Origin of the sequence: Corynebacterium sp. c8Ua_99 (genome assembly GCF_039907185.1) — a bacterium.
Classification (GTDB): Bacteria; Actinomycetota; Actinomycetes; order Mycobacteriales; family Mycobacteriaceae; genus Corynebacterium; species Corynebacterium jeikeium_D.
Window position 1 is genome coordinate 15,766 of sequence record NZ_JASBOG010000004.1, and the last position, 24,920, is coordinate 40,685.

Consider the following 24,920-nt stretch of genomic DNA (forward strand, 5'->3'; position numbering starts at 1 on the left):
CGCCGGTCAGCTGTCAGTTAGCCACCGGTTGGTCTCGCGGGTGAAAACTTCGTCGTCAAAGTAGTGTTCGATGTGCGGGTTGCCCTGAACGTGCCGATACTTTTGAGGAATATCCTGCACGGGAGTGACCATGAAATCGGTCAAATCTCGCATGGACAGGCCATGCTCACTCAGGTTGAGTGTGTACGCGCCGAAATCCTTATCCGCTGGGTTTTTCCCATGAATCCCCAGTTCGGCAGGAATACGAATGGGGTCCATCGGGGACGTCGCCACTGCCACACGGTGGCTATTCTCATTTTCGGGTCGGACTGTGCCGTCCGGCTTGAGTAGTTTCATGTCGTTTGCGCGCTCCAGTCCGGGGCCAACGCCTGGCGGAGCTATGAGCAGCACCCTATCCGCGTAGAGGCCACTACCAAGGGAAGCCTGCGAGACCACCGTCGCCCCATAGCTATAGCCGGCGACAACGTGCCGCTGAGTAGAAGACGTGCCGTGGCTAGTAAGGCCACCGGCGATCGCAGTGTCACCACTATCGACGCCACCGGAACGCTCAATCAAACCAGCTTGCAAGTGCTGCAGGCGCTCAGCGGCAAAATTGTGATACTCGGTGCGTATGGCCTCACGGAGGTCGGGCGGCGCGTCATAGGAAAACAACACCACCGCCACATCCTCCGGATCTTCACCGGCGGCGTGGAAGGTCGCGGCTACGCGCTCGAACTGCCTGCTAGCGTCCTCCGCGCTAGAGCTGGTGCCGGGGACGAGAGTAATCACAGTCGATGCTCGCTCAACGTCACCGAACGCAATCGCAGAATGTCCAGGCGAGGACTCCAATAGTTGTCCAGGAGGCAGCCCCAAAGCCCGGGCGCGAGCGGACATGGCAGCGTCTATCTCCGATAGCGGTCTACTCGAATACGCCCCAGTCAATCCGCTCCCAACTTCCAAGTCCCAACCACCGTCAAGCCCTCTGTCAGCAGGGTTGCCAGTACCACTGCCAGCCTGTGATGGCTGCAATCTACCCGAGCCGCTAACTTCGCTTGCCACCAGTGGTGAAAGAGCTGATATTGCGCCCGCCGCCTTCTCATCGAGTCGGTTGAGTTCAGCCAAAGCCGACTGAATCCGAAGCTGCGAGGTTGCACGCCATTCGGCCATGGTGAAAGGCCCGGAAGGAATTTTGGGATGAACGAGGCTGCGCGCAATCGCAGACAGCATGCCCTCCGGCGGAGTCACCGCACCAGAAACCAGGTTCACCTGAAACCCCAGGTTGGTTGCCTGGTTTACCGCGGCGGTAAGTTCGCGGATGACGTCGTTAAGCATGGCGGCGGTGTCGCTGCAGCAGGCGGCGAGACGTTCGAGCGCGACGCTGCTCCGGCGCAGACGCGTGGAGCTGTGGGTGACAGAAACCTCGGCGGCGCTGCGGTTGTCGCCGGCGAAGTCGTCCTCTGAGAGCGCGTTGAGTGCGGCCTGGGAACTGTCGGCGGAATCGGCGAGGGCGCGCGCCCCGGAACGCAGTGCCCGGGCAAGCGTCTCCAGCGAATCCACACGCCACAGCAGCGCTTCGCCTACCGTGACCATGACAGCTTTTCCAAGGCGGCGGACTGGTCATGCTCGTGCGCGAGAGCGCTGACAGCGAGGGCATCGGCAGCCTGCGCAATAACGTCGATGTTTGTGCACGCAGCAAGCAATGATTCCGACCACTTCCCACAGGTAGTGGAGGCAGCGGGGACGATCCGTGAGCCGGGCAGGGCAGAGGTGAGCTCGGCGCTTCCCGGGGCAGCTGCGACGATGGTGGAAAGACCATCAATACGAGTGGAAATCTGCTGGTAGGAACGGCTTAAGGCGGATAGTTGAGCTGGGTTGACTGTGATGTGTTCGGCCATGTTTTTGATTCTGCTGGGTGGCGAAAGGCAGCGGAAGACCATCTTCAGCGAACTGTGGATAACTCTGAGCGGAAGCAACGCAGGAAGCCGCGCTGTGGATAACTTCAGGGCGGTCAATCCGGGGTAGTCGGTAGCATTTAGGCATGCGTATTGCATTGGCTCAGTTGGAATTGTCAGCGTCGGTTGAAGAGAATCTGGACGCGGTGAAGGTGACTATCGCGCGGGCAGCACAGGACAACGCCGATTTGGTGGTTTTCCCCGAGGCCACGATGAAGGCGTTCAATTCCGGTCGCCTGGATGTCGTGGCGGAGTCCAGCAGCGATAGGTTCGTAGCGGAGGTCTCGCAGGCCGCTCACGATGCCGGAATCAGCGTGGTGGTCGGCATGTTCCGGCCGGCAGATGAAGTGGAGCGCGACGGTAAGACGATGCACCGCGTCTTCAATTCGCTGCTTCTGGCTTGGCGTGATGAGGACGGCCCCGGTGTCGAGTTCTACGACAAACTCCACCTCTTCGACGCTTTTGGGTTTCGCGAATCGGATACTGTCGCGCCGGGCAACGCGCACGTGGTCTGTGATGTCCCGCTTGCCGACGGATCGTCGGTCGCCCTCGGTCTTGCGACATGCTTTGACATCAGGTTCCCGGAGCAATTCATTCAACTGGCCAACCTGGGCGCAGAGGTCATCGCGCTGCCTGCATCGTGGAATGATGGCCCGGGCAAGGTAAGGCAGTGGCAGACGCTGGTGTCGGCACGCGCACTGGATAGCACTTGTGTGATTGCGGCAGTCGATGCAGCCCGGCCTGGTGGGGCGAAGGCCGCGGGGAAAGATGAGGGGCCGACCGGCGCGGGGCACTCCATGTTGGTCAATGCGGACGGCGGAGTCATTGCCTCGGCGGGCTACGACCCGCAGTTGCTTGTGGCCGATGTGGATATAGCGGAGGTGGAGCGGATTCGCCGCTCGATTCCGGTGCTGGAGATTCGCGATTAGGGCTAGCCGGGAAGCAATGAAGCGGGCCGAGCCGAGGGGGCGAAGATTGCGGGATATTAGCCTATAGTTCTACCGATTCGGGCGAAGTCCTTTATATTTCTTATCATGCTGCTCCACATCCTCTGGGTCATCGGAATTACGGCCGAAGGCGTCACCGGCGCACTAGCGGCCGGTCGAATGCGCATGGATCTCTTTGGAGTTTCAACAATTGCGTGCATGACTGCTATCGGCGGCGGTACCCTGCGCGATGTCATTCTCGGTCACTATCCGTTGGTGTGGGTTGCAAGCCCACAATATTTGCTGGTTATTGTCGGTGCAGCACTGATCACGGTGCTGTTGGCCGACTTCCTGATGAAGCACTTCCGGGTCGTGTTCTTGGTCGCTGACGCAATCGGTTTGTCGGCGTTTTCCATCATTGGTGCCCGCGTGGCCATGGAAATGGGGCACGGCGTCATCATCGCTATTGTCGGCGCCGTTCTTACCGGTGCGTTTGGAGGTGTGCTCCGCGACCTGATGTGTGACCGCGTCCCGCTGGTGTTTCAAAAGGAGCTCTATGCCTCCATCGCAGTCGTCGCGGCGACGCTTTACTACGTGCTCGACATGGTTGGCCTGCACGAGAACATCAACATCATCTGTGCGGTGCTGTCCGCACTGTTCATTCGACTAGCGGCGCTTTGGCGTGGCTGGTCGCTGCCGGTATTTGACTATCAGGGGCGCGATTAAAACACAGTACCCAGAAAAACTCTCAGCAAAATACTCTAATTAGCTCAGCAGAATCGATAGTTGTTGCTGAAAAGATTGCCGTTATGGATTTTTCTGGATTCCTCTCCGGTATCGGAGACCCCGAAGCTCTACTCCAGGGGTTTGGCCCTTGGGTGCTTGCGGGGCTTGGACTCATCATCTTTATTGAGTCCGGTGTGCTCTTTCCTTTTCTGCCCGGTGACTCGCTGTTGGTCACTGCTGCCGTCTTAAGGTCAGAGCTAGATGTCCACACCTGGCAGGTGCTGGTTATCGGTATTATTGCCGCGGTGCTGGGTGATCAAGTCGGTTACTTCTTAGGCCACTCCTTCGGCCGCAAACTGTTCAGCGACAATGCCAAGGTGCTCCGAACTAATCGGCTGGAAGCGGCCGAGAAGTTCTTTGCCAAGTACGGACCACTGTCGTTGGTGCTGGGGCGATTTGTTCCCATTGTGCGCACCTACGTTCCGCTGGCGGCGGGCACTGCGAATATGCCCTACGGAAAGTTCATCGGCTGGAATGTCACCGGCGCGATTGGCTGGGTCGCCAGTATGGTCGCTGTTGGTGTGCTGCTGGGCAACATTCCGGGAATCACCAGTTCCATCGACAAGATCATGTTGCTGGTCATTGCAATTTCCGTGCTACCGGTTGTCATTGGTGGTGTGAATGCGCGTCGTAAAGCAGCTGTTGCGAAGCGCCCGGTGTAGGACGGTGCTGTCGTAAGGGCAGAGGCGCCGACAGAAAAACTCCCGCACCAGGTTTTCTTGGTGCGGGAGTTTTTAATTGCGCTAGCGACTACCTAGAGGCGCGCACAAGCGTAGATGCACAGCGAAGCGCAAATGCACAGCGCGGACGATTAGGAAATCGAAGCCTCGTAGATGCCCTTGACGGACTCAGCCATAGTTGCGTTGAAATCTTCGTCGGACTGCTGAGCGGACAGGCCCTCAGACAGTGCACGGGAGAAGGAAGCAATCATGCCGTGGTTGCGGGACAGGCGCTCGTTGGCGTCCTCGCGCTCGTAGCCACCGGACAGGGCGACAACGCGCATGACCTTCGGGTGCTCAATCAGCGGCTTGTACAGGTCATCCTTGGTCGGGATGGAAACCTTGATCATGACCTTCTGGTCATCAGCCAGGTCATCCAGGCCGGCGAGCAGCTCGCGCAGGACGATGTCCTCAGCCTCTGCCTTGTCAGCAGCGTTGATGTCGACTTCCGGCTCCAGGATCGGAACCAGACCGTGGGACAGAACCTGCTTGCCGAACTCGAACTGCTGAGCAATGTTGGCCTTGATGCCCTCTTCGTTTGCCTCGGCAATGAAGGAACGCATCTTGGTGCCGAAGATGCCCTTAGCGACAGCGCGCTCCAGCAGCTCATCCAGGCCCGGGCACGGCTTCATAAGCTGAACGCCGTTTTCCTTGTCTGCCAGGCCCTTGTCAGTCTTCAGGAACGGGACGATGCCCTTCTTTTCCCACAGGTACTGAGCGGTCGGGATTCCCTCAATGTCGCGATCCATGGTCTGCTCGAAAAGAATCGCGCCAATAATCTGCTCAGAGTTGAAGGACGGGGAAGTGATGATGCGGGTACGCATCTCGTGAACCAGGTCGAACATTTCATCTTCGTTCGAGTACTGATCCTCGTTGATGCCGTACAGGCGCAGAGCCTTCGGGGTAGATCCACCGGACTGGTCGAGAGCTGCGATGAAGCCCTTGCCCTCAGTCATCTGACGTGCCTGCTCGATGTTCATTCGAGTCCTTTCGTGAGAATGAAGGAATGTCACCTACCAGGGTAACCAAAACAGTATGAGTGCGCTGTCCACCCATCACTCACATGGGGGAAGTTGAATCCGGCGGGAGTGTGCTGGTGAGGACGTCGGGCGGTGTGTCGGAGTGTGTTCGCACGTGGTTTCTGGAGCTTTCCAACGTTTTCTAGTGCTTTCCGGCGCGCTACTACGCTTAACGACGCTGCTGAGCTCAATCCTTTTTGCTATAGGTGTGGTGTGAATCACGGTCGGGAAATTGAAAAATTTGAAGTTGAGTGGAACAGACTCAAGGCTGAGTACGTTATGGGTAGTGAATGACAAAGTTGAGTCAAAGGGGCGCAAGTTATGAGTTTTACACCAACAACTAAGACTGGAGAAGTTCTCCAGGAAGCTATGAAGGCCGCGACCAGCGCGGGTAACCCGGATATCCGGCCTGGGCACATTCTGGTAGCACTGCTGGAGCAAAAGGAGGGTATTGCGGCTCCGCTGCTAGAGGCAGCGGGCGTTAATCCTTCCGGGGTTTTGACCCGCGCTAAGGAGTTGGTCGCGGGGTACCCGTCGGCAAGCGGGGCGAATATGGCGAACCCGCAGTTTAATAGGGACGCTGTTAATGCACTGAACGCCGCCGAGGAGCTGGCGGGGGAGCTTGGAGATGAGTATGTCTCCACGGAAATTCTGCTTATCGGTGTAGCAACTGGCCAGTCGGAGGCGGCAAATGTACTGCAATCGGCGGGTGCTACTGCCGAGGCGTTAAAGGGTGCGCTGACTAGCGTGCGTGGATCGAGGAAGGTAACAACGGAGAATCCGGAAGAGCAGTACCAGGCTCTGGAAAAGTATGCGACGGACTTAACCGCGCGGGCACGTGAGGGCAAGATTGACCCAGTTATTGGCCGCGATGCGGAGATTCGTCGCGTGGTACAGGTCTTAAGTCGTCGTACCAAGAACAATCCTGTGCTCATTGGTGAGCCGGGCGTTGGTAAGACGGCCATTGTAGAGGGGCTGGCACGACGCATTGTTGCAGGTGATGTGCCGGAATCTCTGAAGGGCAAGACGCTGATGAGTCTGGATCTGGGCTCTATGGTCGCCGGTGCGAAGTACCGCGGTGAGTTCGAGGAGCGTCTAAAGGCGGTTCTGGACGAAATTAAGGAATCCGACGGTCAGATTATTACCTTCATCGATGAGATTCACACCATCGTTGGCGCTGGCGCCACGGGTGATGGCTCGATGGATGCGGGCAATATGATTAAGCCGATGCTGGCTCGTGGTGAGCTGCGTCTGGTCGGTGCGACGACCCTGGATGAGTACCGCAAGTACATCGAGAAGGATGCTGCGCTGGAGCGTCGGTTCCAGCAGGTCTTCGTCGGTGAGCCGAGCGTTGAGGACGCCATCGGTATTCTGCGTGGTCTGAAGGAGCGCTACGAGGTCCACCACGGTGTTCGTATCCAGGACTCCGCGCTAGTGGCTGCAGCAACGCTGTCGGACCGCTACATCACATCCCGCTTCCTGCCGGATAAGGCCATTGACCTGGTTGATGAGGCCGCATCGCGTCTACGTATGGAGATTGACTCCTCACCGGAGGAAATCGACTCCGCGGAACGCATCGTGCGCCGCCTCGAAATCGAGGAAATGGCACTGGAGAAGGAAACTGACATCGCGTCGAAGGAACGCCTGGACAAGCTCCGTGAGGAACTTGCAGATGAGCGCGAGAAGCTCAACGCTCTGAAGACTCGCTGGCAGAACGAGAAGTCCTCGATTGATGATGTCCGCTCCGTCCGCGAAGAGCTCGATGCCCTGCGCACTGAGTCCGAAAAGGCTGAGCGCGAAGGTGACTATGGCCGTGTCGCAGAGCTGCGCTACGGGCGCATCCCTGAGTTGGAGAAGAAGCTGGAGGCCGCCGAGGAATCGGTCGCTGACGCAGAGGAAAACTCCATGCTCAAGGAGGAGGTCACGCCTCAGGAAGTCGCTGAGGTTGTCTCCGCCTGGACGGGTATCCCGGCTGGCAAGATGATGCAGGGTGAGACCGAGAAGCTGCTCGAAATGGAGCTCAACCTCGGCCGTCGCGTTGTTGGTCAGAATGCCGCTGTGGAGGCTGTCTCCGATGCCGTCCGCCGTTCGCGTGCGGGTGTTGCCGATCCGAACCGTCCGACTGGTTCCTTCCTGTTCCTCGGTCCAACTGGCGTTGGTAAGACAGAGCTGGCCAAGGCGCTGGCGGAGTTCCTCTTCGACGATGAGCGTGCGATGGTGCGCATCGATATGTCCGAGTACGGCGAGAAGCACTCTGTCGCTCGTCTGATTGGTGCTCCTCCCGGATACGTCGGCTACGACGCTGGCGGTCAGCTCACCGAGGCTGTTCGTCGCCGTCCGTACACCGTCGTGCTTTTCGACGAGGTCGAGAAGGCTCACCCGGACGTGTTCGATGTGCTCCTGCAGGTGCTCGATGAGGGTCGCCTGACCGATGGTCAGGGCCGAACCGTGGACTTCCGAAACACGATTCTGATTCTGACCTCCAACCTCGGTGCTGGTGGTACGCATGAGCAGATCATGGATGCGGTCAAGATGGCCTTCAAGCCGGAGTTCATCAACCGTCTCGACGATGTAGTGATCTTCGATCCGCTGACCTCCGAGCAGCTGCGCGGCATTGTGGACATTCAGGTTCGCAACCTGGCAGAACGCCTGGAGGCACGTCGTCTGGTGCTGGATGTCTCCGATGAGGCACTGGATTGGCTGTCGGAGCGCGGCTACGACCCGGCCTACGGCGCCCGTCCGTTGCGTCGTCTGGTGCAGAAGGCAATCGGCGATGAGCTGGCACGTCGACTGCTCGCCGGTGATGTTCGCGATGGTGACCGCGTAGAGGTCACGGTTGCTGACGATAGCGAGTCGCTGAAGGTTGTCGGCTATGACGAGGATGGCGTAGCCCGAATCTAGGGCGCCTGATACTCAGGGCGATAACTGCTGAGCAGGTTGTCTGTTTGTTGGGGCGGTTTGAGAGAGTTTTCTCCTGAACCGCCCCTTTTTTGTGCCTTTATTGTCCGGGTTTATGTGTCTTGTGACCGACCGTGTGTGCTTGTTGCATTCCGGTCAGTCTGGAGTGCGCCGGTATAGTGCGCAAATATGACTAACTTTCAGTGGCGACCAGCGACAGACTCCGACCTCCCCTTCATTGCCTGGATGGACGAACTAACGGAAACATTCGGAGATGAAAGTCAGCCACTGCCGGAAGACTATGTAGTGACGAGGCGTCAATACGTCGACCAGTGGGACGCGAGTCAGGGCGGGGTTATCCTTTTCGCCACTTCGCTTGACGACGCTGACCTCGAGTCGCTCAGTGGCGACATGACCCGCACTGACCCATTTGAACCGAGGGTTTCTCGCGAGGCTACTTACAGTGCGGCCGCCATTAAGGCGGAATGGTTGGAGCGCGGGGATTCGTCGTCAAGCGAAGAATGCGAGGGCTATGAAGTGCCGGTGGGGGCGGCCTGGCTGCGTACGTTTACGAAGGACGATCCGGGGTACGGTTTTGTGGAAAATGGGATTCCTGAGGTAGCGATTGCGCTGCGTCCGGGTGTAGTCGGACGCAGGCTGTCGCAGCCGATGATTGCGGGGCTTCTTGAGTATGCGCGTGAGCTGGGGTACCCGGGGGTTAGTCTGGCTGTCCATGATGCCAACCCGCGGGCGGCGAAAGCTTATGTGAAGGCGGGGTTTGAGCTAGTGGGGCGCTCGAGCTTCCCGGACCACGATGTGATGGTGGTGCGGTTTTAGGCTTTCGGCGTGCAGTTTTTTTTGGGGGGGGCTGCGCGGGTTGGTCGGGTGTTCAGGGCGGATGGTGGGGTATTCGAGCTCTGGAAGGACGGCAGTATTTCGGAAAAAAGTTCGAAAAAGTTGACTGAGGGGGTTGTGGGGCGTCGAATGGGTGTGCAATATTGTGGGGGAGGGAAATTAGTTAGTCCATTTGGGGATTCGGATTGCTAGCGTTTTAAAAGGGGGTGGGAGAAATGTCTACACCATCGGCGCCAAACGGCAGTGGACCGCTTTCGACATCTCAGGTTTTAGATGTGGTTGCGCAGTTTGAAGCTCTGTCGACAGTCATCGTGGAGAACTTCGAAGTACTTTCGCCGGATCATGCGCACGATGCATATAAGTCGATTGAGAAAGCGCGAAAACGACTCGCAGTAATTGATGCGACTTATGTGGAGACCATGAAGGGGCGGATGCCCAGCGCGGAGCATCGAAAGATTGCGTGGCTAGCGCAGGAGATGCGAATCTCGCGAGTAGAAGCGAGGCAGCGTATCAACGTCGTCGGGCGCCTGAGTAGGAATGTTGATCCGTTTGCTCCGGCGAATGAGGATGTGCGAATGCCGAACCTTCGTCAGAAAGTTGAGGAAGGTGTTGTCGGTGCGGATGCTGTTTCGAAGATTGACAAAGCCGTTCGTGAGCTGCCGGCAACGGAGCATGCACAGCTGTCTAGGCTGCTGGACAAGCACATTGCAGATTTAGTGGACAAGATCCGTGTTGATGATCTCAATAAATTGCCGAACCGCCTGCGGGCGATGTTGGGGGTTGATGACCCGTATACGGATGAGGACCGCGCTCGGAAACGAAGCCTAAAAATCGGTGCTCAGGGGCCGGACGGCATGAGCCGGTTGAGCGGTGTGGTTACGCCTTCGTTTGCAGCGGTGCTCAAAAGGCTGCAGGCGGATCATGCGCGCCCTGGCGGGTTACTCGAAGAAGGTGCCGATGACCAGCGGAATCCGGAGCAGCGTTTTCATGATGCCGTGGAAGCGGCGGTGAATGGGGGCTTTCAGCCAGGCGGTGACCTTCAGCCGGCGCGGGGGACGACATCGGTGGTCACCGTCGCGCATATCGCAGATGTGGCAGCGCTAGCTGGAGTCTCCTTGCCTGATGGGAAAGATTTTGTACTTCCTGGATCGGGCAAAGCGGTCTCTGATGCGGGAGTGCGATTTTCCATTAGTCAGGCCGTGCAACAGATGGTTGATAGAAATTCGTTCCTCCAAGTCTTGGGGAATGAGGGGCAGACCTTGTACTTTGGTCGGTCCCGCAGGCTGGGGACTTTGCCACAGTATCTGGCCCTTCTTGGAGAGGAAGGAGGTTCCTCCGCGCCGGGCATGGGCACTCCGGGAGCTATGTGTGATGTTCACCATGTGCAGTCGTGGTCTTCCGGTGGTGGCACTGATCTGGATAATCTCACGTTGGTTGATCCGGGTACGCATCGAAAGATCGATGATGCTCGATGTGATGAAAATGCTTGGTGGACGCTTCGGCCGGATGAGGTGCCGGGGATTCTAGGAACTGACGAAGGGGACGGGGTTAGTGGGGAGTGCGAGCCGGTCTCTACTGATCGTGTGGTCTGGGTGGCCCCGAAAGGCAAGGAAGGAAACCGAAAAGCGGAATCCAATGAGGACCCCGATACGTTCGATAGCCCGGGGCGCTGGTTGCGTCGTAAAGCGCGAGAGACACGAGCGGGAGACACAGCGGATGGCAATGGCGAGACGGGACAGGATCCCGGTGGATAGCCGGATGGGAGGGTGAGGCGCCCTGGCTTAGAGGCCGATTTTCCGCTTCGTAGTCAGCTTTGCGTTAATGAAGCGGTCGAGGAAAGGGGCGCCGACGCTGGCGGCATAGTGCAGCAGTTTTGTCGGCAGGCTGACAGGGAAGTCAGCCTTAGTAATCGTGCCCTGTTTCTGGTCGATGCAGCCGACGATTGCGTTGGCGACATCAGCTGGTGTGATGCGAATACCCATGCGCTTGGTGCCGTCAGTGCTGGCATTTTCGAGCAGAGACGTCAACAACTCCGACGGTTTAACCGCGGGAAAGCAGTTTTTCTGCGGTGGCACGGCCGATTCCATGGCCTGCGTTTGAGATGAAAACGGCCAGGTGGGCAGCATCTTCAGACATCTTCCCGAGCTCCTAGTTTTAATAACGTACATATCGCGCTACCAAGTCAATCGATTTAGAATCCGGGATTATGACAACATCCATCTCGGTACAAGAGCTTCGTGACAAGATTGCCGGCGGCGGTCGCATCGTCGTCGTTGACGCACGCTGGTCGCGCGCTAAAAAACCATATGACTCCTACGCTACGGCTCACATCCCTCTGGCCGTGTTTTGTGATCCCGAGTTGGATCTAGCGGGTGTTCCCAGCCGAGAAGCTGGTCGCAACCCGCTGCCGGATATCGAGCGTGTGCGCGATGCCGTCCGTCGTTGGGGAGTCCGCTCGGAGCATCTGGTGATCGTCTACGACGCGGGCGATGGGCTGTTCGCGTCACGTGCTTGGTGGATTCTGCGCTGGGCGGGTCTGGAGAATGTGCGTGTCCTCACCGGCGGGTTAGCTGCTTGGGAAGCAGATGGAAACGAGACTGCCTTCGGTCCCGGCAATCTGCCGCAGCCTGGAACGATTGCGGTGAGCGAGGGCAATATGCCTGTTGCCAGCCTCGACGACGTACGCACCTGGTCTGAACGTGGAATTTTGGTGGATGCGCGTGAGTCCAGCCGCTTTGAAGGCCGCAGTGAGCGCGTCGATCTGCAGGCAGGTCACATCCCGGGTGCCGTGAACCTGGCGGCTCGCAGTCTGCAAAATGCCGACGGTTCCTTCCTGCCTGTTGAGAAGCTCCGTGAGCGCTTTGCCTCCGTCGGTATCGAAGCCGGTCGTAACGTAGCGGTCTACTCCGGTTCCGGTCTTCATTCCTCACTGTTCATTCAGGCCATGGAAGAAGCGGGCATTACTGACGCCTCGCTGTATGTCGGAGGCTGGTCCCAGTGGGCTGGCAATCCGAGCCTGCCTATCGTCCGTTTCTAAGCGGCGCCGGACTCGCATGTGTCCGGGGCAGGGCGACCGCCCCCAGGGAACCCCTGATGTGTCGTCCATGTGGATATTTCCCCTCGCCCTTACGGTTCTAGAGAGTCCTGTACGCTCTCGCCTCGGGCATTGGCATTGCGCCAGACGGGGGACGGCATATTGTCGCTGACCAAATAGAACGGCTTCTGGCTTAAGCTAGGAGATTAATGATTCCCCTAGTATTCACCCTCGCAGCGATCCTCATCATCGCCGCAGTCGCGCTGTTCGTTGTCGACCGCCGCCGTCGCAGCACAAGTGAGACTGCTGTGGCGTCTCCTTCGTCGCCATCGCTTTACGACGAGCCTTCGGACTCCACCGGCGAAGTAACCGGTGTGGCGGCAGAAGATGTTGTGCCTGAACAGCCGGATTCTTCAGAGCAGGGCAGCTCTGAGACAGCTTCTGTGGTGAGACCGAATGTCGCAGCTGGCGCTGACTCTGAGGTTGTCGCTGAGACTGATGGTGCCGCTGAAGTTGACCCTGAAACTGAGTTTTCGACGACAGAACTGGGTACTTCAGCTGGGCAAATGATGCCGGCGGAGCCTGAATCTGTCGCGGGAATCGAACCGGCGGCCCCTGCTGAAATGTCCGAAGCAACAGAAAACACGGGAGCTTCCGAAACATCGGGACCAGCAGCTGACCTGAATGCGGGAACGGACGGGACTCTCCGAAGTAACGCGGAGTCTGGCGCGGAGTTTGGCACAGGGGCTGGCGCGGAGCCAGCCGAGTCAGTGACTGCTGAAGATACTGATACCGTGGATGAGCCCGAGACAGGTTTAGTGGGCGACACCAGTGCCACAGAGGCCAACAGTACCACCGCCGCTGACACTCGCACTGGAACTGTTGACGGTGCAGAATTCGAGGCTGTGCCCGGCGAAAATGCCGAGACTGACGAAGTGCCGCAATCATCCGATCGTGCGGCGCGCACCCAGGCCACCCAGGCCACCCCGCCCACTGTGTCCACCCAGCCCGCGCAACCGCAGCGCGCTCAGCAGCAATCAGTGGCCCCTATCCGTCGACGTATCAGCGGTCGCCGTGTGCGTCACTTGCGGAAAGCCTGGGCGCAGGAACGTAATTCTGTCTATAACCGTGTGGACCATGAGCTGCCGTCGTACTGGCAGCGCACGCCGGACGGCGATGCCAAGGCCGTGGTCTCCGGTTTCGCCTTTGGCCGGGAAATGCACCTCGCCGATGTCGGCGGCATCACCACCATCGCCATCCGCCGCTCTGTATCCAGCGATGAGGTTTTCGAGTTGCGCCGCAGCGGCGGCACGACGCTGCCTCACGTAGCTACCGAAGCCGGCCTGGTAGTCGCAGCTACCGACCCAGAGCTCATTCATCGCATCTTCGACGACCGTGCAACCCGCATGCTTGCCGACGTACACCCGGCCATTACCCGCATGTGGTCCGAAAACTCCTGGTCCTTGGCTCAGCTGATTGATAATTCAGTGCCAGAGGACTGGGACGGTGCACTGGCATCGCTGTCGGACTTCTCCGACATTGCGCGCAGGTTGCCACCGGCGGAAGGCGAAACCGTCGCTCCGGACACTAATCAGTGGGATCCCACTCGTTTGCAGCTCACCGAGCAGTCCGTTGACTCTGGTTCCTTGATTTCGGATGGAACCGGGCGTGGGCACTTGCACGCGGTACCAGATCAGCGTCGCAACGGTTCTGCTAACCACGAATCGCAGGATCACAGCTCACAGAACGGGCATGCCCAGAGTCACAGCGCGCAGAATAGCAAGGGCGAAGAGCCGCTGGACGTTGAGGAAATTGTTTACGCAGATTCTCCTTCGTCCTCGTCCGCTGCCACCGTGGATGCAACCACGGATGATTCGCAGTGGTCGTCGCAAAGCAATGCACAACCCACGGTGGTGCAGGCGATTGACGGCTCGTCGTGGCGCCCTACGCGGGATATACCGCTTGATCCGACGGCGCTGCCTTCGCGGTCAACGGCACGAAAGATGGGTGCAAATGTTGGTGAGTCGGAGGACATTGGGGATTCTGGCCAGCAGATTCCTGCGCTTGGCGAGGATCCCGAACATAGCCGGATGCGCTCGAGCCGGGGACGTGTAGTGCGATCAAATGTGAAGCCCGCCAGTATTTTTACCGACGCCGCCCCAGACCTCGACAGCAGCGACGACCCCACCGAATCTGTATCCGAGGACAAAGGCGCAACCCCTGATTCCGCGGACGAGTAGAACCAGACATATCCTTGAGCACACAGTCGTTTATTTAGGAGACAACCTCAGATGAGCACCCACACGAGCAATGTCAATCAGGAGAAGCTGCAGCGTTTGGCCGAGCTGGTCAAGGAGCTGGCGGTTGTCCATGGCAAGGTCACGCTGTCGTCTGGACGTGAGGCTGACTACTACGTTGACCTGCGCCGCGCCACCCTACATCATGAGGCCTCGCGCCTGATTGGTTCCCTGCTACGAGAGCTCACTTCCGACTGGGACTACGCGCACGTCGGTGGTCTGACGCTTGGCGCGGACCCGGTGGCCACCTCTGTCATGCACGCCGAAGGACGTCCGATTGATGCCTTCGTAGTACGCAAGGAAGCCAAGAAGCACGGCATGCAGCGCCGCATTGAAGGGCCGGACATTGTGGGCAAGAAGGTCCTGGTTGTTGAGGACACCACCACGACGGGCAACTCACCGCTGACCGCCGTAGCTGCCCTACGCGAGGCCGGTGCCGAGGTTGTCGGTGTAGCCACTGTGGTTGACCGCGCGACGGGCGCCGACGAGGTCATCAAGGGTGAAGGCCTGGAGTACCGTTATCTGCTCGGTTTGGATGACTTGGGCCTGGCCTAAGAATCTGAGCGCTAGAGCTTTTACCGAGCCTCACTCAACTCACTGAGCCTCGCCGAGCCTCACCCAGCTCACCCGCCCCAACGCAGTCCCACGAAAGAGGAACATCCCCATGACTACCAAGCGTGCAGGACTCTTGTCCAAGCTCACTACGACCAAACTTCCCGGCACCAAGGAAACCGTCGCTGACATGTTTGTGCGTCGCACGGGCGAGGGCCTCGGCGCACTCGTCGGTATCGCCAGCGCGAGCTCCGACACCCGCCGTGCCCCGGAACGCGCCGGCTACATTGCCGCCAGTGCGGTCAACGTTGTCTCCAGCGCCTTCGGCTGGGAGACTCCACGTCGAGTTTCCAAGACTGTCCTCATGCCACTGTTGGCGGCCAATGTTTGGCGCCGTCGCCACGAGACGTCTCGCTTTACGACGACCACCCTGCTCATCGGCCTCGCCGGCGGTTGGTTGGGCGACTTGATTCTCATGCCGAACAAGCCGAACCTGAACCGCGGTTCTGTGCCGTTCGCAGTTAACCAGGTTGCCTACCACGTGCTGCTGTGGCGTGCCGGAGCTCGCATTAGCGCGCTGCGTGCTGCCATTCGCTTCCCACTGTGGGCTGGTTCGGTACCGCTGGTCGGTGCTGTAAAGCCAGAGGCGCTGCCCGCTGCAGTTGGCTACGGTCCGCTGCTGGCCGTGACTTCTGCACTGGCCGATGACCCGGTACTGCTGGAGGGGGCCGGTGCTGTCGGAACTGATGAGCAGACCGGCCTGCCGATTGCCGATGCCACCTACGGCCTAGGTCACGGTGGCAACCTGTTCCTTATCTCCGACACGCTACTGATGGCTCGAAAGATGTTTGCGGAGGAGGGCGTCGTCGGCAAGCTTCTGAATGCGGCAGTGATGGACACCTACACCGTGGCGCAGTTGTTCCTGGTCGAGGGGCTGTTGGCTCTTGACCGCGCCTGAGCCCGGGAAGGGGCCGACGGAGTGGTTTGAGGCTCGTGTCGGGGTGGGACCGTGGGAGCAGGAGCACCCGAACGAACCTCGGCCGACCGGCCCAGAATACGATGAGCAGCTTTTGGATGAGGGCGACCGACGCAACGTCGTCGATGCTTACCGCTACTGGACGATGGAGGCTATCGTCGCGGAGCTGGATAAGCGTCGTCATCCGTTGCACATCGCCATCGAGAATTTTGAGAATGACTCCAACATCGGCACCGTGGTACGCACCGCAAATGCCTTCCTGGTAGAGGCCGTGCACATCGTGGGGCGCAAGCGTTGGAATCGTCGCGGCGCGATGGTGACTGACCGCTACCAGCACTTGCTGCACCATGAGACGGTGTCGGAGGTCATTAGCTGGGCGCGCGAGCATGACCTGGCTGTGGTGGCCGTGGACAACGTGCCGGGCTCCGTACCCATCGAAACCGTTGAGTTGCCCGAGCGTTGTCTTTTGCTCTTCGGCCAGGAGGGGCCGGGAGTGACTGAAGAGGCACAGCAGGCGGCGGATCTGACGGTGTCGATCGCCCAATTTGGATCGACGCGTTCGATAAATGCGGGGGTAGCGGCGGGTATTGCCATGCACTCTTGGATTCGTACTCATGCAGATATCACCGCGGCCTGGTAATTGTCTGCTTAGGTGTTTTATTTCGAAAGGCTGTTTTAGAGCTGTTTCACAGCCGTTTTAAGGAGAGCCAGTGGTTCTAAAAATGTCGCGTCCGGAGGCCGAAACGTGGGCCTATCGCGCGGACGTGGCTGAGCAGGCGATTCGCAACCGTCATGCGGCGAAGCTGTGGGGTCTTCCGGGCACGAATTTGGCAATGGCTTCCTGGCCCGCGCCGCTTCGACATAAGGTCTTCATCAACTGGCATTACTGGTGGCAGGCGCAGTATCTCGACTGCCTGGTAGACGCAGCCAAGCGCGTGCCTTCTAAGGAGAAGTACCGCGCTATCCGCCAGACCACTCGGGGTATCCGCATTCGCAACCTCACGCTGCTGACCAAGAACAAGTACTACGACGATCGCGCGTGGATGGCACTGGCGCTCGGGCGTGCCGACGCTGTCCTCGGCGCATCGGTGCCCAAGAAGACGACAGCACGGCTGATTTCATGCTTGGGCGATGGTCGGCAGGAGTCCACGGGTGTGCTGCCGTGGCGTGAGCAGGACCTCTTTTTCAACGTCCCCTCGAACGGTCCTGCAGCCATCGCTCTGGCCCGGGCTGGTCGCATCAAGGAGGCAGAGGAACTTATCGACTGGGTTTACGCCAACCTTTTGGCGGACTCAGGTCTGCTCTACGACGGCATTCGCTTGTCCATGGCAGGTGCCGTGGTGCAGAAGGGCATGTTTACGTACAACCAGGGTGTCATGATTGGCGCTTGCCTCGAAGTGGGACTTGCGCTTCGGGCGCACGGCCAGCGGGAACAGGCGACGAAGTATTTCACGCGCGTGCAAAACCTCATCCACGCGGTGGCAAAGGATTTGGCGACCACCGACAATGTTATCGCCGGTGCCGGTGGCGGCGATGGTGGTCTGTTCAACGGCATCCTGGTGCGATACCTCGCCGATGCGGCGGTGCGTTTGCCTGGAGACAATCGCATGAATCGCGCGGCAGCTCGCATTGCTCGCCGACTGGTTCTGGCTTCGGGGGAGAAGTGCTGGTACCACCGCCTCGAGGTTGATGGCCTGCCGCTTTTCCCCGCAGATTGGAACGATAATGCTCAGTTCCCACAGGGCGGTTCGGTTGCGCAATCAGTCGGTGGCGCGGTTCGCGGTTCGGCGATCAAGGAGCGTGACCTCTCTGTCCAACTGTCGGGTTGGATGCTGATGGAAGCGTGTGCCCGAGTGGCCGATTTTGTTGCGACCAAGCTGGAAAATGGTGAGTCGTTGGATTCGACGAAGCCGAGCTGCCCGGAGTAGTCGGGGAACGCTAGTTGGTCGTCATCTGGCGCTTGCCGACGTTGTACCACCGCGCTGTGCCCGCCGTTGCCAACAGGGAGTCACCTACTGAGCCCCTGCCATCGCCACGTGATGCCTGGCACAATAGGACGCATGAAACTCAATGACATGATGGCTCCTGCTCCCGTGAAGCTCCCCGTTCTTGACGAGGCCGTTGCTGCCCGCAACGGTGGCGCAAGCCCGGAGGCCGTGGTTCGCGCATGCCCGCGCGATTCCCAGGCTTGGGCGGATTTGGCTGAAAGCGCCTTGTCCGAGGGCCAGGAGATTCAGGCCTATGCCTTCGCTCGCACTGGTTACCACCGCGGTCTGGACCTGCTGCGTGGAAACGGCTGGAAGGGGTTCGGAGCCATTCCGTGGGAGCACGAGCCGAATCGTGGTGTGCTCCGCGCCTTCGCAGCGTTGGCTAAGGCTGCTAAGGCTATCGGCGAGGATGATGAATTCGATCGCATGATGGCGTTGTTGCGTGACAGTGATGAATCCGCGTTGCCAGAACTGGGTCTTTAATCGCGCACAGAGATTCAGCGGGCACATAAGAGTGCACAACAGCACAACGGGTACATAAAAAGCGCACAGTTTTTTACATGAGGATGGTGACTTCGGCATGGCTGGCATAGCTGGTGGGGAAGATAAGGATGCCGCAGCTGCCAGGAATCTAGAGGACCTTGCTCCCGCGCATGTCGACGACCTCGTCGAAGCTAAGGAAACGCAATTCGTCGAGGATAATCCGCGCCCGGATTTCCAAGATTTTCGCAATACGTACCTACATCCGGCCTCCCGCGCAGCAAACAAGCTGCGTCAGAAAGTGAGGCCCCGCACGCGTTTCCTCCATGCGATTGACCGTGTGCGCTCCCGTTGGATGCTCATTGTCCAAGCCACGTTAGCCGCTGGGTTGGCCTACTGGTTCGCACTTGAGGTACTGGGGCACCCCAACCCGTTCTTCGCGCCGATGGCCGCTTTCATCAGCCTCAACGTGATGACCGCAGGTCCTCGCTTAAAGCACTCTGTGGAGTTGGTGCTCGGTGCCTCGTTGGGAGTCGGCATTGGTGATGTGATTATCTCCATCCTCGGCTCGGGTATCTGGCAGCTGACCGTCGGTGTGTTTGTCGCCATGGTCATCGGTGTGTTTGTCGGTCGAGGACCGCTTGTGGTCAACCAAGCGGCATCTTCAGCCGTGCTCATCGCCACCATTATTCCGCCGGGCACCGCTGGTTCTTATTACCGAATGATTGATGCTCTCGTCGGTGGTGTGGTGGGCATTATTGTGCTCATGATATTGCCGCGAAGCCCGCTGGCGGGTGCTCGCCGCAAGGTGGCCAAGGTCCTCGACATGGGTGCAGATGTACTTTATGACATCGGCATCGGCATGAAAGAGGGCGACACCGATCGCATCCGCACCGCACTGAGCGTGGTGCGCTCCATGCAGGCGCAAGTCTCGCTGATGGACCGCACTGTCGCCGACGCGGGCGAGCAGGTCCGTATCTCGCCGTTGCTCTGGCGCTCTCGGGATAGAATCCACTCGCTGTCGCGCATGGTACATCCCGTCGACAACGCCATGCGCAACATCCGTGTGCTCGCGCGTCGCGCTATCACCGCACGTGAGGATCACATCGACTTCTCGTCCGAACTGTGCGCACTTGTTCTAGGCGTGTCTGAAGGTACGCGCCTGGTCAGTCATGTGCTTGACGACGAAGCCGCCGTGCGCCGAATCCCAGAGTGGGGCGAGTTGCCTTTCGAATCCGGCGACATCGCTATCGCTCAGCTTTCCGAGGGATCCGGAGAGGTCAAGCTTGAAGACGTGGTTCGGTACTTGCGTCGTTTAGCGGCGAAAATGCACCCACGCGTGATCGAGGACGCAACGCTGTCGGAACAGGTTGTGTTTGCGCAGTCCCGCTCATTGGTGGTGGACCTGTTGCAGGTGTGTGGCCTGTCCAGGCGTTCAGCTGTGGCAACGCTGCCGCCGACGACCCCGTTCCCAGCAATGCCGCCGGAGGTATGGGACGAGTAGCCGGTGAGGAGTGGGTGAGTAGCGGCTCGCTAGGCGCCCGTCGGTTACTGCCCACGTGCTCCGGCGCACATGCTACTGCCCACGTGCTATTGCAGCATGCTCTAGTGCGGTACGCGCTTGACCTCGACGCCGCCGAAAGCGACAAAGCCGCGCACAATAATCTTCGGAGCCTGTCCTGCGCCAGGAGCAGGAAGGTTACGTCCCGGGTTTCCAGTAACATCCGTGCCGCCGAAGATGGGCAGCACGTCGACATCAACCTGGTAGTGGTCGGGGACAATGACGTCGACTCCACCGAAGGCGCAGCCAATGTTGACGACAGTGGTTTCCGCGGTCAGGATGGCCTCGCGGAAATCCAAGCCAGTCCCGCCGAAGGCCGCCACCGTGGTGTGCGTGGGAGCGCACGTCCACGGGCCTCTCTTGTCGGTGCCGCCGAAGATGCCGATGGAGAGCTTCGAACCAGTTGCCGCGGCGGAGCTATCAATCCGAGCTGGTTGATGATTGTTGGCTGCATTCGGTGCCACCGAATGGTGCTCGTCCGGGACGCTGTGTAGGTTCGGGCGCAGGTTAGGGTTTGGGTGCGCATGTGGAGTCGGCTCGGCCAGGTTCGCGGGCAGCGACAAGTCCTGTGTCAATGCGGGCAACTCATCGATGTACGTCGCCTTTTGGGCTTTCTCGGTGCGCTCCTGCAATTCCGCAAAGTCAATCTGGCCATCGCGGAATGCCCATTCCAAGCGTTCCAGCGCAGTGTGGCGGGCTTGGTCGCCAGCGCGTAGCCGTGGGGTGTTGTCAGTCATGATGCTGTCCTATCGAGGCAGTGGCGGGCAGTGGCTTTAACACCCAAATGTTATCTGTACTCGAACTTTCGCGCAGGCCGCTTTCGCGCAAGCCACTTTCTCATGGGCAGACCGTGGCTATTGCCCGCCGCAGTTAGCGCACAATCTGCAAGTCGCGAAGGTGTCGGTACATAGTTGTCTTCTCTCGCGGCTTTCGAGACTCGACTCCATCGCGCACATATCGGAAGCCCAGGCCACCAACTTGAACCGCCCGACCCGTCATCGGACGGTGTAGTTCGCGGGTCGGGGCTTCTTTCGCTTTACGACGGTCACCGCGCCCCAATCCGAGTCGGCTCAGCAGGCCTTTGCCGCTCTCACCCTCGTTACCGTTTTCCGCATCCGGCGCCGGAACTTCGGCCGCAACGATGCCCGGGGCATCGGGGGTAGGTCGAATCTGTAGGCCGGTGGATGTGCCGGAGAACATCTGATGCTCGTCGACATAGACCTCGCCAGTAAACCCGTTTGCTGAGGACACTCCGGTAATTCCCGGCTCTGTCAGTAGGGCGTAACCAACAATTGCGTGGCCGGTGTCATCGCGGATCAGCGGCACTGGCGTCGTCGGGCGTGTGAGCGCGGCCGCCGCATCGAGCCCTTCCCCTCCTTCGATGCCCCAGTTTTTGGCCGCGGTCGAGGGCGCGGTGGGGACATGTGCCACTTCAATCCACAGGAGGTTCTTGCGCATCAGGTAGGTTGCCACGGCAGCCAATGCCGCGTCGGTGCCAACGACCACAATTCGTAACGGCTCGCTCGGCTTTTGCGGAGCGGGTTGAGGAGCGCCTAAGTGGTCGACCTTTTTCTGCTTGGAGATTTCCTCCGGCGTCGGAGCTGTATCGACAGGCAGTACGTCCTTGGCCAGGTCGTCGATGAAAGCCAGCTCCTTGCGGGTGGGGATCATCGCGACGTCGTGAAGCGCATAGGCGGGTGGTGCCGGAGTAGCTGGTGCTGATGGTGTGGACGGTGCTGATGTAGACCATGATTGGCGGAGCAATTGGGAAAACGCGGGTACATCGGGGCCACACTGCAGCACAACAATACGCATAGGACTACACTCTAATGCGTCGTCTGCAATCCCAGGAGTTGAAGTAGGACTATGGCCGCAATCATTATCGTCGGTGCCCAGTGGGGCGACGAGGGCAAGGGCAAAGCAACCGATATTCTCGGTGGCCGCGTCGACTACGTCGTCAAGCCCAACGGTGGCAACAACGCCGGCCACACCGTTGTCGTCGGCGGTGAGAAGTATGAGCTGAAGCTGCTTCCGGCGGGTGTGCTGTCGGAAAACGCGGTGCCGATTATCGGTAACGGCTGTGTGGTCAACCTCGAGGCGCTTTTCGACGAGATTGATGGCCTCGAAGCTCGCGGTGCAAAGGCCTCCCGCCTGCGCGTTTCCGGCAATGCCCACATGGTTGCTCCGTACCACCAGACGCTGGACCGCGTGACCGAGCGCTTCCTGGGTAAGCGCGCTATCGGCACCACTGGCCGCGGTATCGGCCCGACGTATGCCGACAAGGTCGGCCGTACGGGCTTGCGTGTCCAGGACATTCTGGATGAGTCGATTCTGCGCCAGAAGATTGAGTCTTCGCTGGCTCAGAAGAACCAGATTCTGGTCAAGCTGTACAACCGCCGCGCTATCGACCCGGATGAAGTCTTTGATTACTTCATGGGCTTCGCCGATCGTCTGCGCCCGATGATTATCGACTCGGAGTTTGAGCTCAATCAGGCTTTGGATGCCGGCAAGCACGTCCTCATGGAGGGCGGCCAGGCCACCATGCTCGACGTCGACCACGGCACCTACCCGTTCGTGACCTCCTCGAACCCAACCGCTGGTGGTGCCTGCGTGGGCACCGGCATCGGCCCGACGAAGATCACTTCGGTGCTGGGCATCATGAAGGCCTACACCACCCGCGTCGGTGCTGGCCCGTTCCCGACGGAGCTGTTCGACAAGTGGGGCGAGTACCTGCAGACCACCGGCGGTGAGGTCGGAGTCAACACCGGCCGTAAGCGCCGCTGTGGTTGGTACGACTCGGTGCTGGCTCGCTACGCCGCGCGCGTCAACGGTTTCACGGATCTGTTCATCACCAAGCTGGACGTCCTGACCGGTATCGGCGAGATTCCGATTTGTGTCGCTTACGACGTTGATGGCGTGCGTCACGACGAAATGCCACTCACCCAGTCGGAGTTTCACCACGCTGTCCCGATTTACGAGACCATGCCTGCGTGGGACGAAGACATCACTGGCTGCCGCACCTTCGATGAGCTGCCGGACAAGGCCAAGGATTACCTGAACCGCCTGGAGGAGCTCTCTGGCGCTCGCATTTCCTACATCGGTGTTGGCCCGGGTCGTGACCAGACCATCGTTGTCCACGATGTGCTGGACAACTAGCGCTGGGCAACTAGCGCTGGGTACTTAGCCTGGGGGCAGTGGCGAACTAGCCGGAAAATAGTCCGGATTTCGACCCGGCTTTATCGAACTGTTAGATAAAAAATCTTCGGTGTCGAAACCGCTGGCTGCTGTAAAAAAGAACATTTGCTAACCACGAGAAGGCTCTGGGAATTGTCAGTTGATACTGACATCCCAGAGTCATTTTTGTATCGTAGGCCTCACCGCGTGGTCCAACGACAGAAGTCCAAACGACAGAAGGCGTGTGGTTTTCATGCAAAACACAGGACACCGAGTACAACGACTGGCAAGTTCCGCCGTACTTTCCGGCGCGATGGTTTTCTCCGCAGTAGGTGGAGCAGTTGCAGCTCCTGCGGCTCAGGCGGAACCGGCACCGGCTCCGGCGAAGGCAGATAGCTGTACCCCGAACCCGGCAGCACCTGAAATCCAGGAGGCCCTGGATAAGGTCAACAGGGAGCGTCCGAACAACCATGATGGGTGGAAGTACACTGGCACCTCCAACTTCAGCCCGTGTAGCGATTTGAGCTTTGCTCTCGCAGATCAGGCCAAGCAGGGCAACGCTCAGTCCTCCACTGTGCTGTTGATGTTCCACAAGGGTGAGTTCATTGGTACGGACTCTGACCGGCCTCAGCACATCAACAAGGTGACGCCGACCCCTGATGGTAAGAACATCTCGGTCATCTACCACGACTGGGAGGCCCAGGAGGCCGCAGGTGCGCCGAACGCTGATGCGGCCAAGTTCACCTCTAATGTTCACTTCTTCTGGAACGGAGATCACGTCGTCCACGAGGGCAAGATTCCCGGCGGCGCGAAGCCTGCTTCCTAAGGACTCCCGAGAATTTTCGAGAGCTTTCGAAAATTCTTGGACACTCCCGGGGTCTCTTGAGTTTTCCCAAGTAAACTCAATTCAGAGTCGGACATGAGAAAGTAATGCTCCGTCGTAGCGCAGTGCTTGAGAAAACTTGAGAGAACAGAAGAGGTTCCAGCCATGAGTGGTCATTCAGTTCGTCGCGGGTCGATGCTGGTTAGCGCGGCGGTCGCAGGTGTAGTGGCTTTGTCCGGTTGCTCCACTGATGAGACCGCAGCACCGACCTCTGCTTCTCAGGTAGATCAAGAAACGACGACCATCACTACGACCACCACTGTCGAGGATGACAGTGAAAGTGCAGATACCCCCAATCCGGATGTCGATGACAACGACTCCGATGGGGGTTCTTCTGCGCCAACTCAGGAAGAGGCTTTCGAAGAAGCGGTTGCCGACCTGAACTCAATGGAAGGTGGCAATGGCAGCGGTTGGACAGTCACGGACGATACGAACTGGGATACCACCAGCGAGTTGACCTTTGCCTCAGCAGTACAGAATGAAATTACGCATTCAACTACCGCTGGTGCAGTGCTGCTGTTTCATAAGGGCGAGTACGTGGGGACCGCCGGTGGTCCGCAGACAATCAACTCGGTCGAGGGTGATGGCAAAACTGTGACCGTCAATTTCTTCGATGTCAATAAAATGATCGAAGACGGCGGTGCCTTCGCCTTTAAAGACCAGTACAACGCTCCCGTTACGTACTCCTGGGATGGGGCAGAGGTTGCTCAAGAAGGCGAGATTCCAAAGGCAGAGGGGAATTAAACGCTCACCCCGCACTCTCTCCAGATGCGAGTGCTGTCAGGCCGTTTTAAAGTAGTGGCGCACCACACAGTTTTCACCCAGATTTCTGTGTTCCGTA

The 24,920-nt window shown here is 59.0% G+C and carries 23 protein-coding genes; 17 read left to right on the top strand and 6 right to left on the bottom strand.

The window, feature by feature from the left end; translation table 11 throughout:
• Nucleotides 1-6: 6 nt before the first annotated feature.
• Nucleotides 7-1,569, bottom strand: a complete 1,563-nt coding sequence (locus tag QKE19_RS03440) for an alpha/beta hydrolase (protein ID WP_347890374.1) — start codon at nt 1,567-1,569, stop codon at nt 7-9.
• On the bottom strand, nt 1,557-1,874 hold the full coding sequence (locus tag QKE19_RS03445; RefSeq protein WP_016421560.1) for a hypothetical protein: 318 nt from the start codon (nt 1,872-1,874) through the stop codon (nt 1,557-1,559). The genes QKE19_RS03440 and QKE19_RS03445 overlap by 13 nt, the downstream gene beginning before the upstream one ends.
• A gap of 143 nt (nt 1,875-2,017) precedes the next feature.
• Between QKE19_RS03445 and QKE19_RS03450 the strand changes: the two genes are divergently transcribed.
• The 3 genes from QKE19_RS03450 (at nt 2,018) to QKE19_RS03460 (ending at nt 4,305) form a co-directional block, all read left to right on the top strand.
• The gene (locus tag QKE19_RS03450) at nt 2,018-2,860 is read left to right on the top strand and encodes a carbon-nitrogen hydrolase family protein (RefSeq protein WP_147766183.1); all 843 of its coding nucleotides are present in this window, start codon (nt 2,018-2,020) and stop codon (nt 2,858-2,860) included.
• 105 nt (nt 2,861-2,965) lie between these two features.
• Entirely contained in the window at nt 2,966-3,583 is a 618-nt protein-coding gene (locus QKE19_RS03455) for a trimeric intracellular cation channel family protein (RefSeq protein WP_016421558.1), read from the top strand.
• Between the two features lie 83 nt (nt 3,584-3,666).
• Nucleotides 3,667-4,305, top strand: coding sequence for a VTT domain-containing protein (locus QKE19_RS03460; RefSeq protein ID WP_347890375.1), 639 nt, complete (start codon nt 3,667-3,669; stop codon nt 4,303-4,305).
• 149 nt (nt 4,306-4,454) lie between these two features.
• Here the strand turns inward: QKE19_RS03460 and QKE19_RS03465 are convergent, their stop codons facing one another.
• The gene (locus QKE19_RS03465) at nt 4,455-5,342 is read right to left on the bottom strand and encodes a fructose bisphosphate aldolase (protein ID WP_224433385.1); all 888 of its coding nucleotides are present in this window, start codon (nt 5,340-5,342) and stop codon (nt 4,455-4,457) included.
• Between the two features lie 360 nt (nt 5,343-5,702).
• Between QKE19_RS03465 and clpB the strand changes: the two genes are divergently transcribed.
• From clpB to QKE19_RS03480, 3 genes are all read left to right on the top strand, one after another.
• Nucleotides 5,703-8,282, top strand: a complete 2,580-nt coding sequence (clpB, locus tag QKE19_RS03470; protein ID WP_187400713.1) for an ATP-dependent chaperone ClpB — start codon at nt 5,703-5,705, stop codon at nt 8,280-8,282.
• Between the two features lie 186 nt (nt 8,283-8,468).
• On the top strand, nt 8,469-9,116 hold the full coding sequence (locus QKE19_RS03475) for a GNAT family N-acetyltransferase (RefSeq protein ID WP_150960671.1): 648 nt from the start codon (nt 8,469-8,471) through the stop codon (nt 9,114-9,116).
• Nucleotides 9,117-9,349: 233 nt separating this feature from the next.
• Nucleotides 9,350-10,888, top strand: coding sequence for an HNH endonuclease signature motif containing protein (locus QKE19_RS03480; RefSeq protein WP_284847039.1), 1,539 nt, complete (start codon nt 9,350-9,352; stop codon nt 10,886-10,888).
• Nucleotides 10,889-10,915: 27 nt separating this feature from the next.
• On the opposite strand, the gene QKE19_RS03485 is transcribed toward QKE19_RS03480, so the two are convergent.
• Complete coding sequence (locus QKE19_RS03485; protein ID WP_239272088.1) at nt 10,916-11,161, bottom strand: hypothetical protein; 246 nt, start codon at nt 11,159-11,161, stop codon at nt 10,916-10,918.
• Nucleotides 11,162-11,340: 179 nt separating this feature from the next.
• Here QKE19_RS03485 and QKE19_RS03490 point away from each other — a divergent pair, with 179 nt between their 5' ends.
• From QKE19_RS03490 to QKE19_RS03525, 8 genes are all read left to right on the top strand, one after another.
• Nucleotides 11,341-12,171, top strand: a complete 831-nt coding sequence (locus QKE19_RS03490) for a sulfurtransferase (protein ID WP_049193768.1) — start codon at nt 11,341-11,343, stop codon at nt 12,169-12,171.
• Nucleotides 12,172-12,377: 206 nt separating this feature from the next.
• Entirely contained in the window at nt 12,378-14,408 is a 2,031-nt protein-coding gene (locus QKE19_RS03495) for a hypothetical protein (protein ID WP_347890377.1), read from the top strand.
• A 51-nt stretch (nt 14,409-14,459) separates the two neighbouring features.
• Nucleotides 14,460-15,020, top strand: coding sequence for an orotate phosphoribosyltransferase (gene pyrE / locus QKE19_RS03500; RefSeq protein ID WP_070628459.1), 561 nt, complete (start codon nt 14,460-14,462; stop codon nt 15,018-15,020).
• A gap of 109 nt (nt 15,021-15,129) precedes the next feature.
• The gene (locus QKE19_RS03505; protein WP_070628460.1) at nt 15,130-15,975 is read left to right on the top strand and encodes a lysoplasmalogenase; all 846 of its coding nucleotides are present in this window, start codon (nt 15,130-15,132) and stop codon (nt 15,973-15,975) included.
• Complete coding sequence (locus tag QKE19_RS03510; protein WP_038626765.1) at nt 15,962-16,633, top strand: RNA methyltransferase; 672 nt, start codon at nt 15,962-15,964, stop codon at nt 16,631-16,633. The genes QKE19_RS03505 and QKE19_RS03510 overlap by 14 nt, the downstream gene beginning before the upstream one ends.
• Before the next feature lie 70 nt (nt 16,634-16,703).
• Nucleotides 16,704-17,921 (top strand): glycoside hydrolase family 76 protein, encoded by a 1,218-nt coding sequence (locus tag QKE19_RS03515; protein WP_005510131.1) that lies wholly within the window; start codon nt 16,704-16,706, stop codon nt 17,919-17,921.
• A gap of 132 nt (nt 17,922-18,053) precedes the next feature.
• The gene (locus QKE19_RS03520) at nt 18,054-18,464 is read left to right on the top strand and encodes a DUF3151 domain-containing protein (RefSeq protein WP_016421545.1); all 411 of its coding nucleotides are present in this window, start codon (nt 18,054-18,056) and stop codon (nt 18,462-18,464) included.
• A gap of 97 nt (nt 18,465-18,561) precedes the next feature.
• Nucleotides 18,562-19,965: an FUSC family protein gene (locus QKE19_RS03525; protein WP_005510217.1), complete on the top strand. Its 1,404-nt coding sequence runs from the start codon at nt 18,562-18,564 to the stop codon at nt 19,963-19,965.
• Between the two features lie 101 nt (nt 19,966-20,066).
• Here the strand turns inward: QKE19_RS03525 and QKE19_RS03530 are convergent, their stop codons facing one another.
• Nucleotides 20,067-20,759 (bottom strand): DUF1707 domain-containing protein, encoded by a 693-nt coding sequence (locus QKE19_RS03530; protein WP_049193771.1) that lies wholly within the window; start codon nt 20,757-20,759, stop codon nt 20,067-20,069.
• 133 nt (nt 20,760-20,892) lie between these two features.
• Entirely contained in the window at nt 20,893-21,837 is a 945-nt protein-coding gene (locus QKE19_RS03535; protein WP_224786664.1) for a hypothetical protein, read from the bottom strand.
• A gap of 51 nt (nt 21,838-21,888) precedes the next feature.
• Here QKE19_RS03535 and QKE19_RS03540 point away from each other — a divergent pair, with 51 nt between their 5' ends.
• The 3 genes from QKE19_RS03540 to QKE19_RS03550 all read left to right on the top strand — a co-directional run bounded on the left by QKE19_RS03540 (nt 21,889) and on the right by QKE19_RS03550 (nt 24,823).
• Complete coding sequence (locus QKE19_RS03540; protein ID WP_016421542.1) at nt 21,889-23,178, top strand: adenylosuccinate synthase; 1,290 nt, start codon at nt 21,889-21,891, stop codon at nt 23,176-23,178.
• Between the two features lie 271 nt (nt 23,179-23,449).
• Nucleotides 23,450-24,022, top strand: coding sequence for an LppP/LprE family lipoprotein (locus tag QKE19_RS03545; RefSeq protein WP_347890379.1), 573 nt, complete (start codon nt 23,450-23,452; stop codon nt 24,020-24,022).
• Nucleotides 24,023-24,184: 162 nt separating this feature from the next.
• Complete coding sequence (locus QKE19_RS03550; protein ID WP_070642262.1) at nt 24,185-24,823, top strand: LppP/LprE family lipoprotein; 639 nt, start codon at nt 24,185-24,187, stop codon at nt 24,821-24,823.
• The last annotated feature ends 97 nt before the right edge of the window (nt 24,824-24,920 follow it).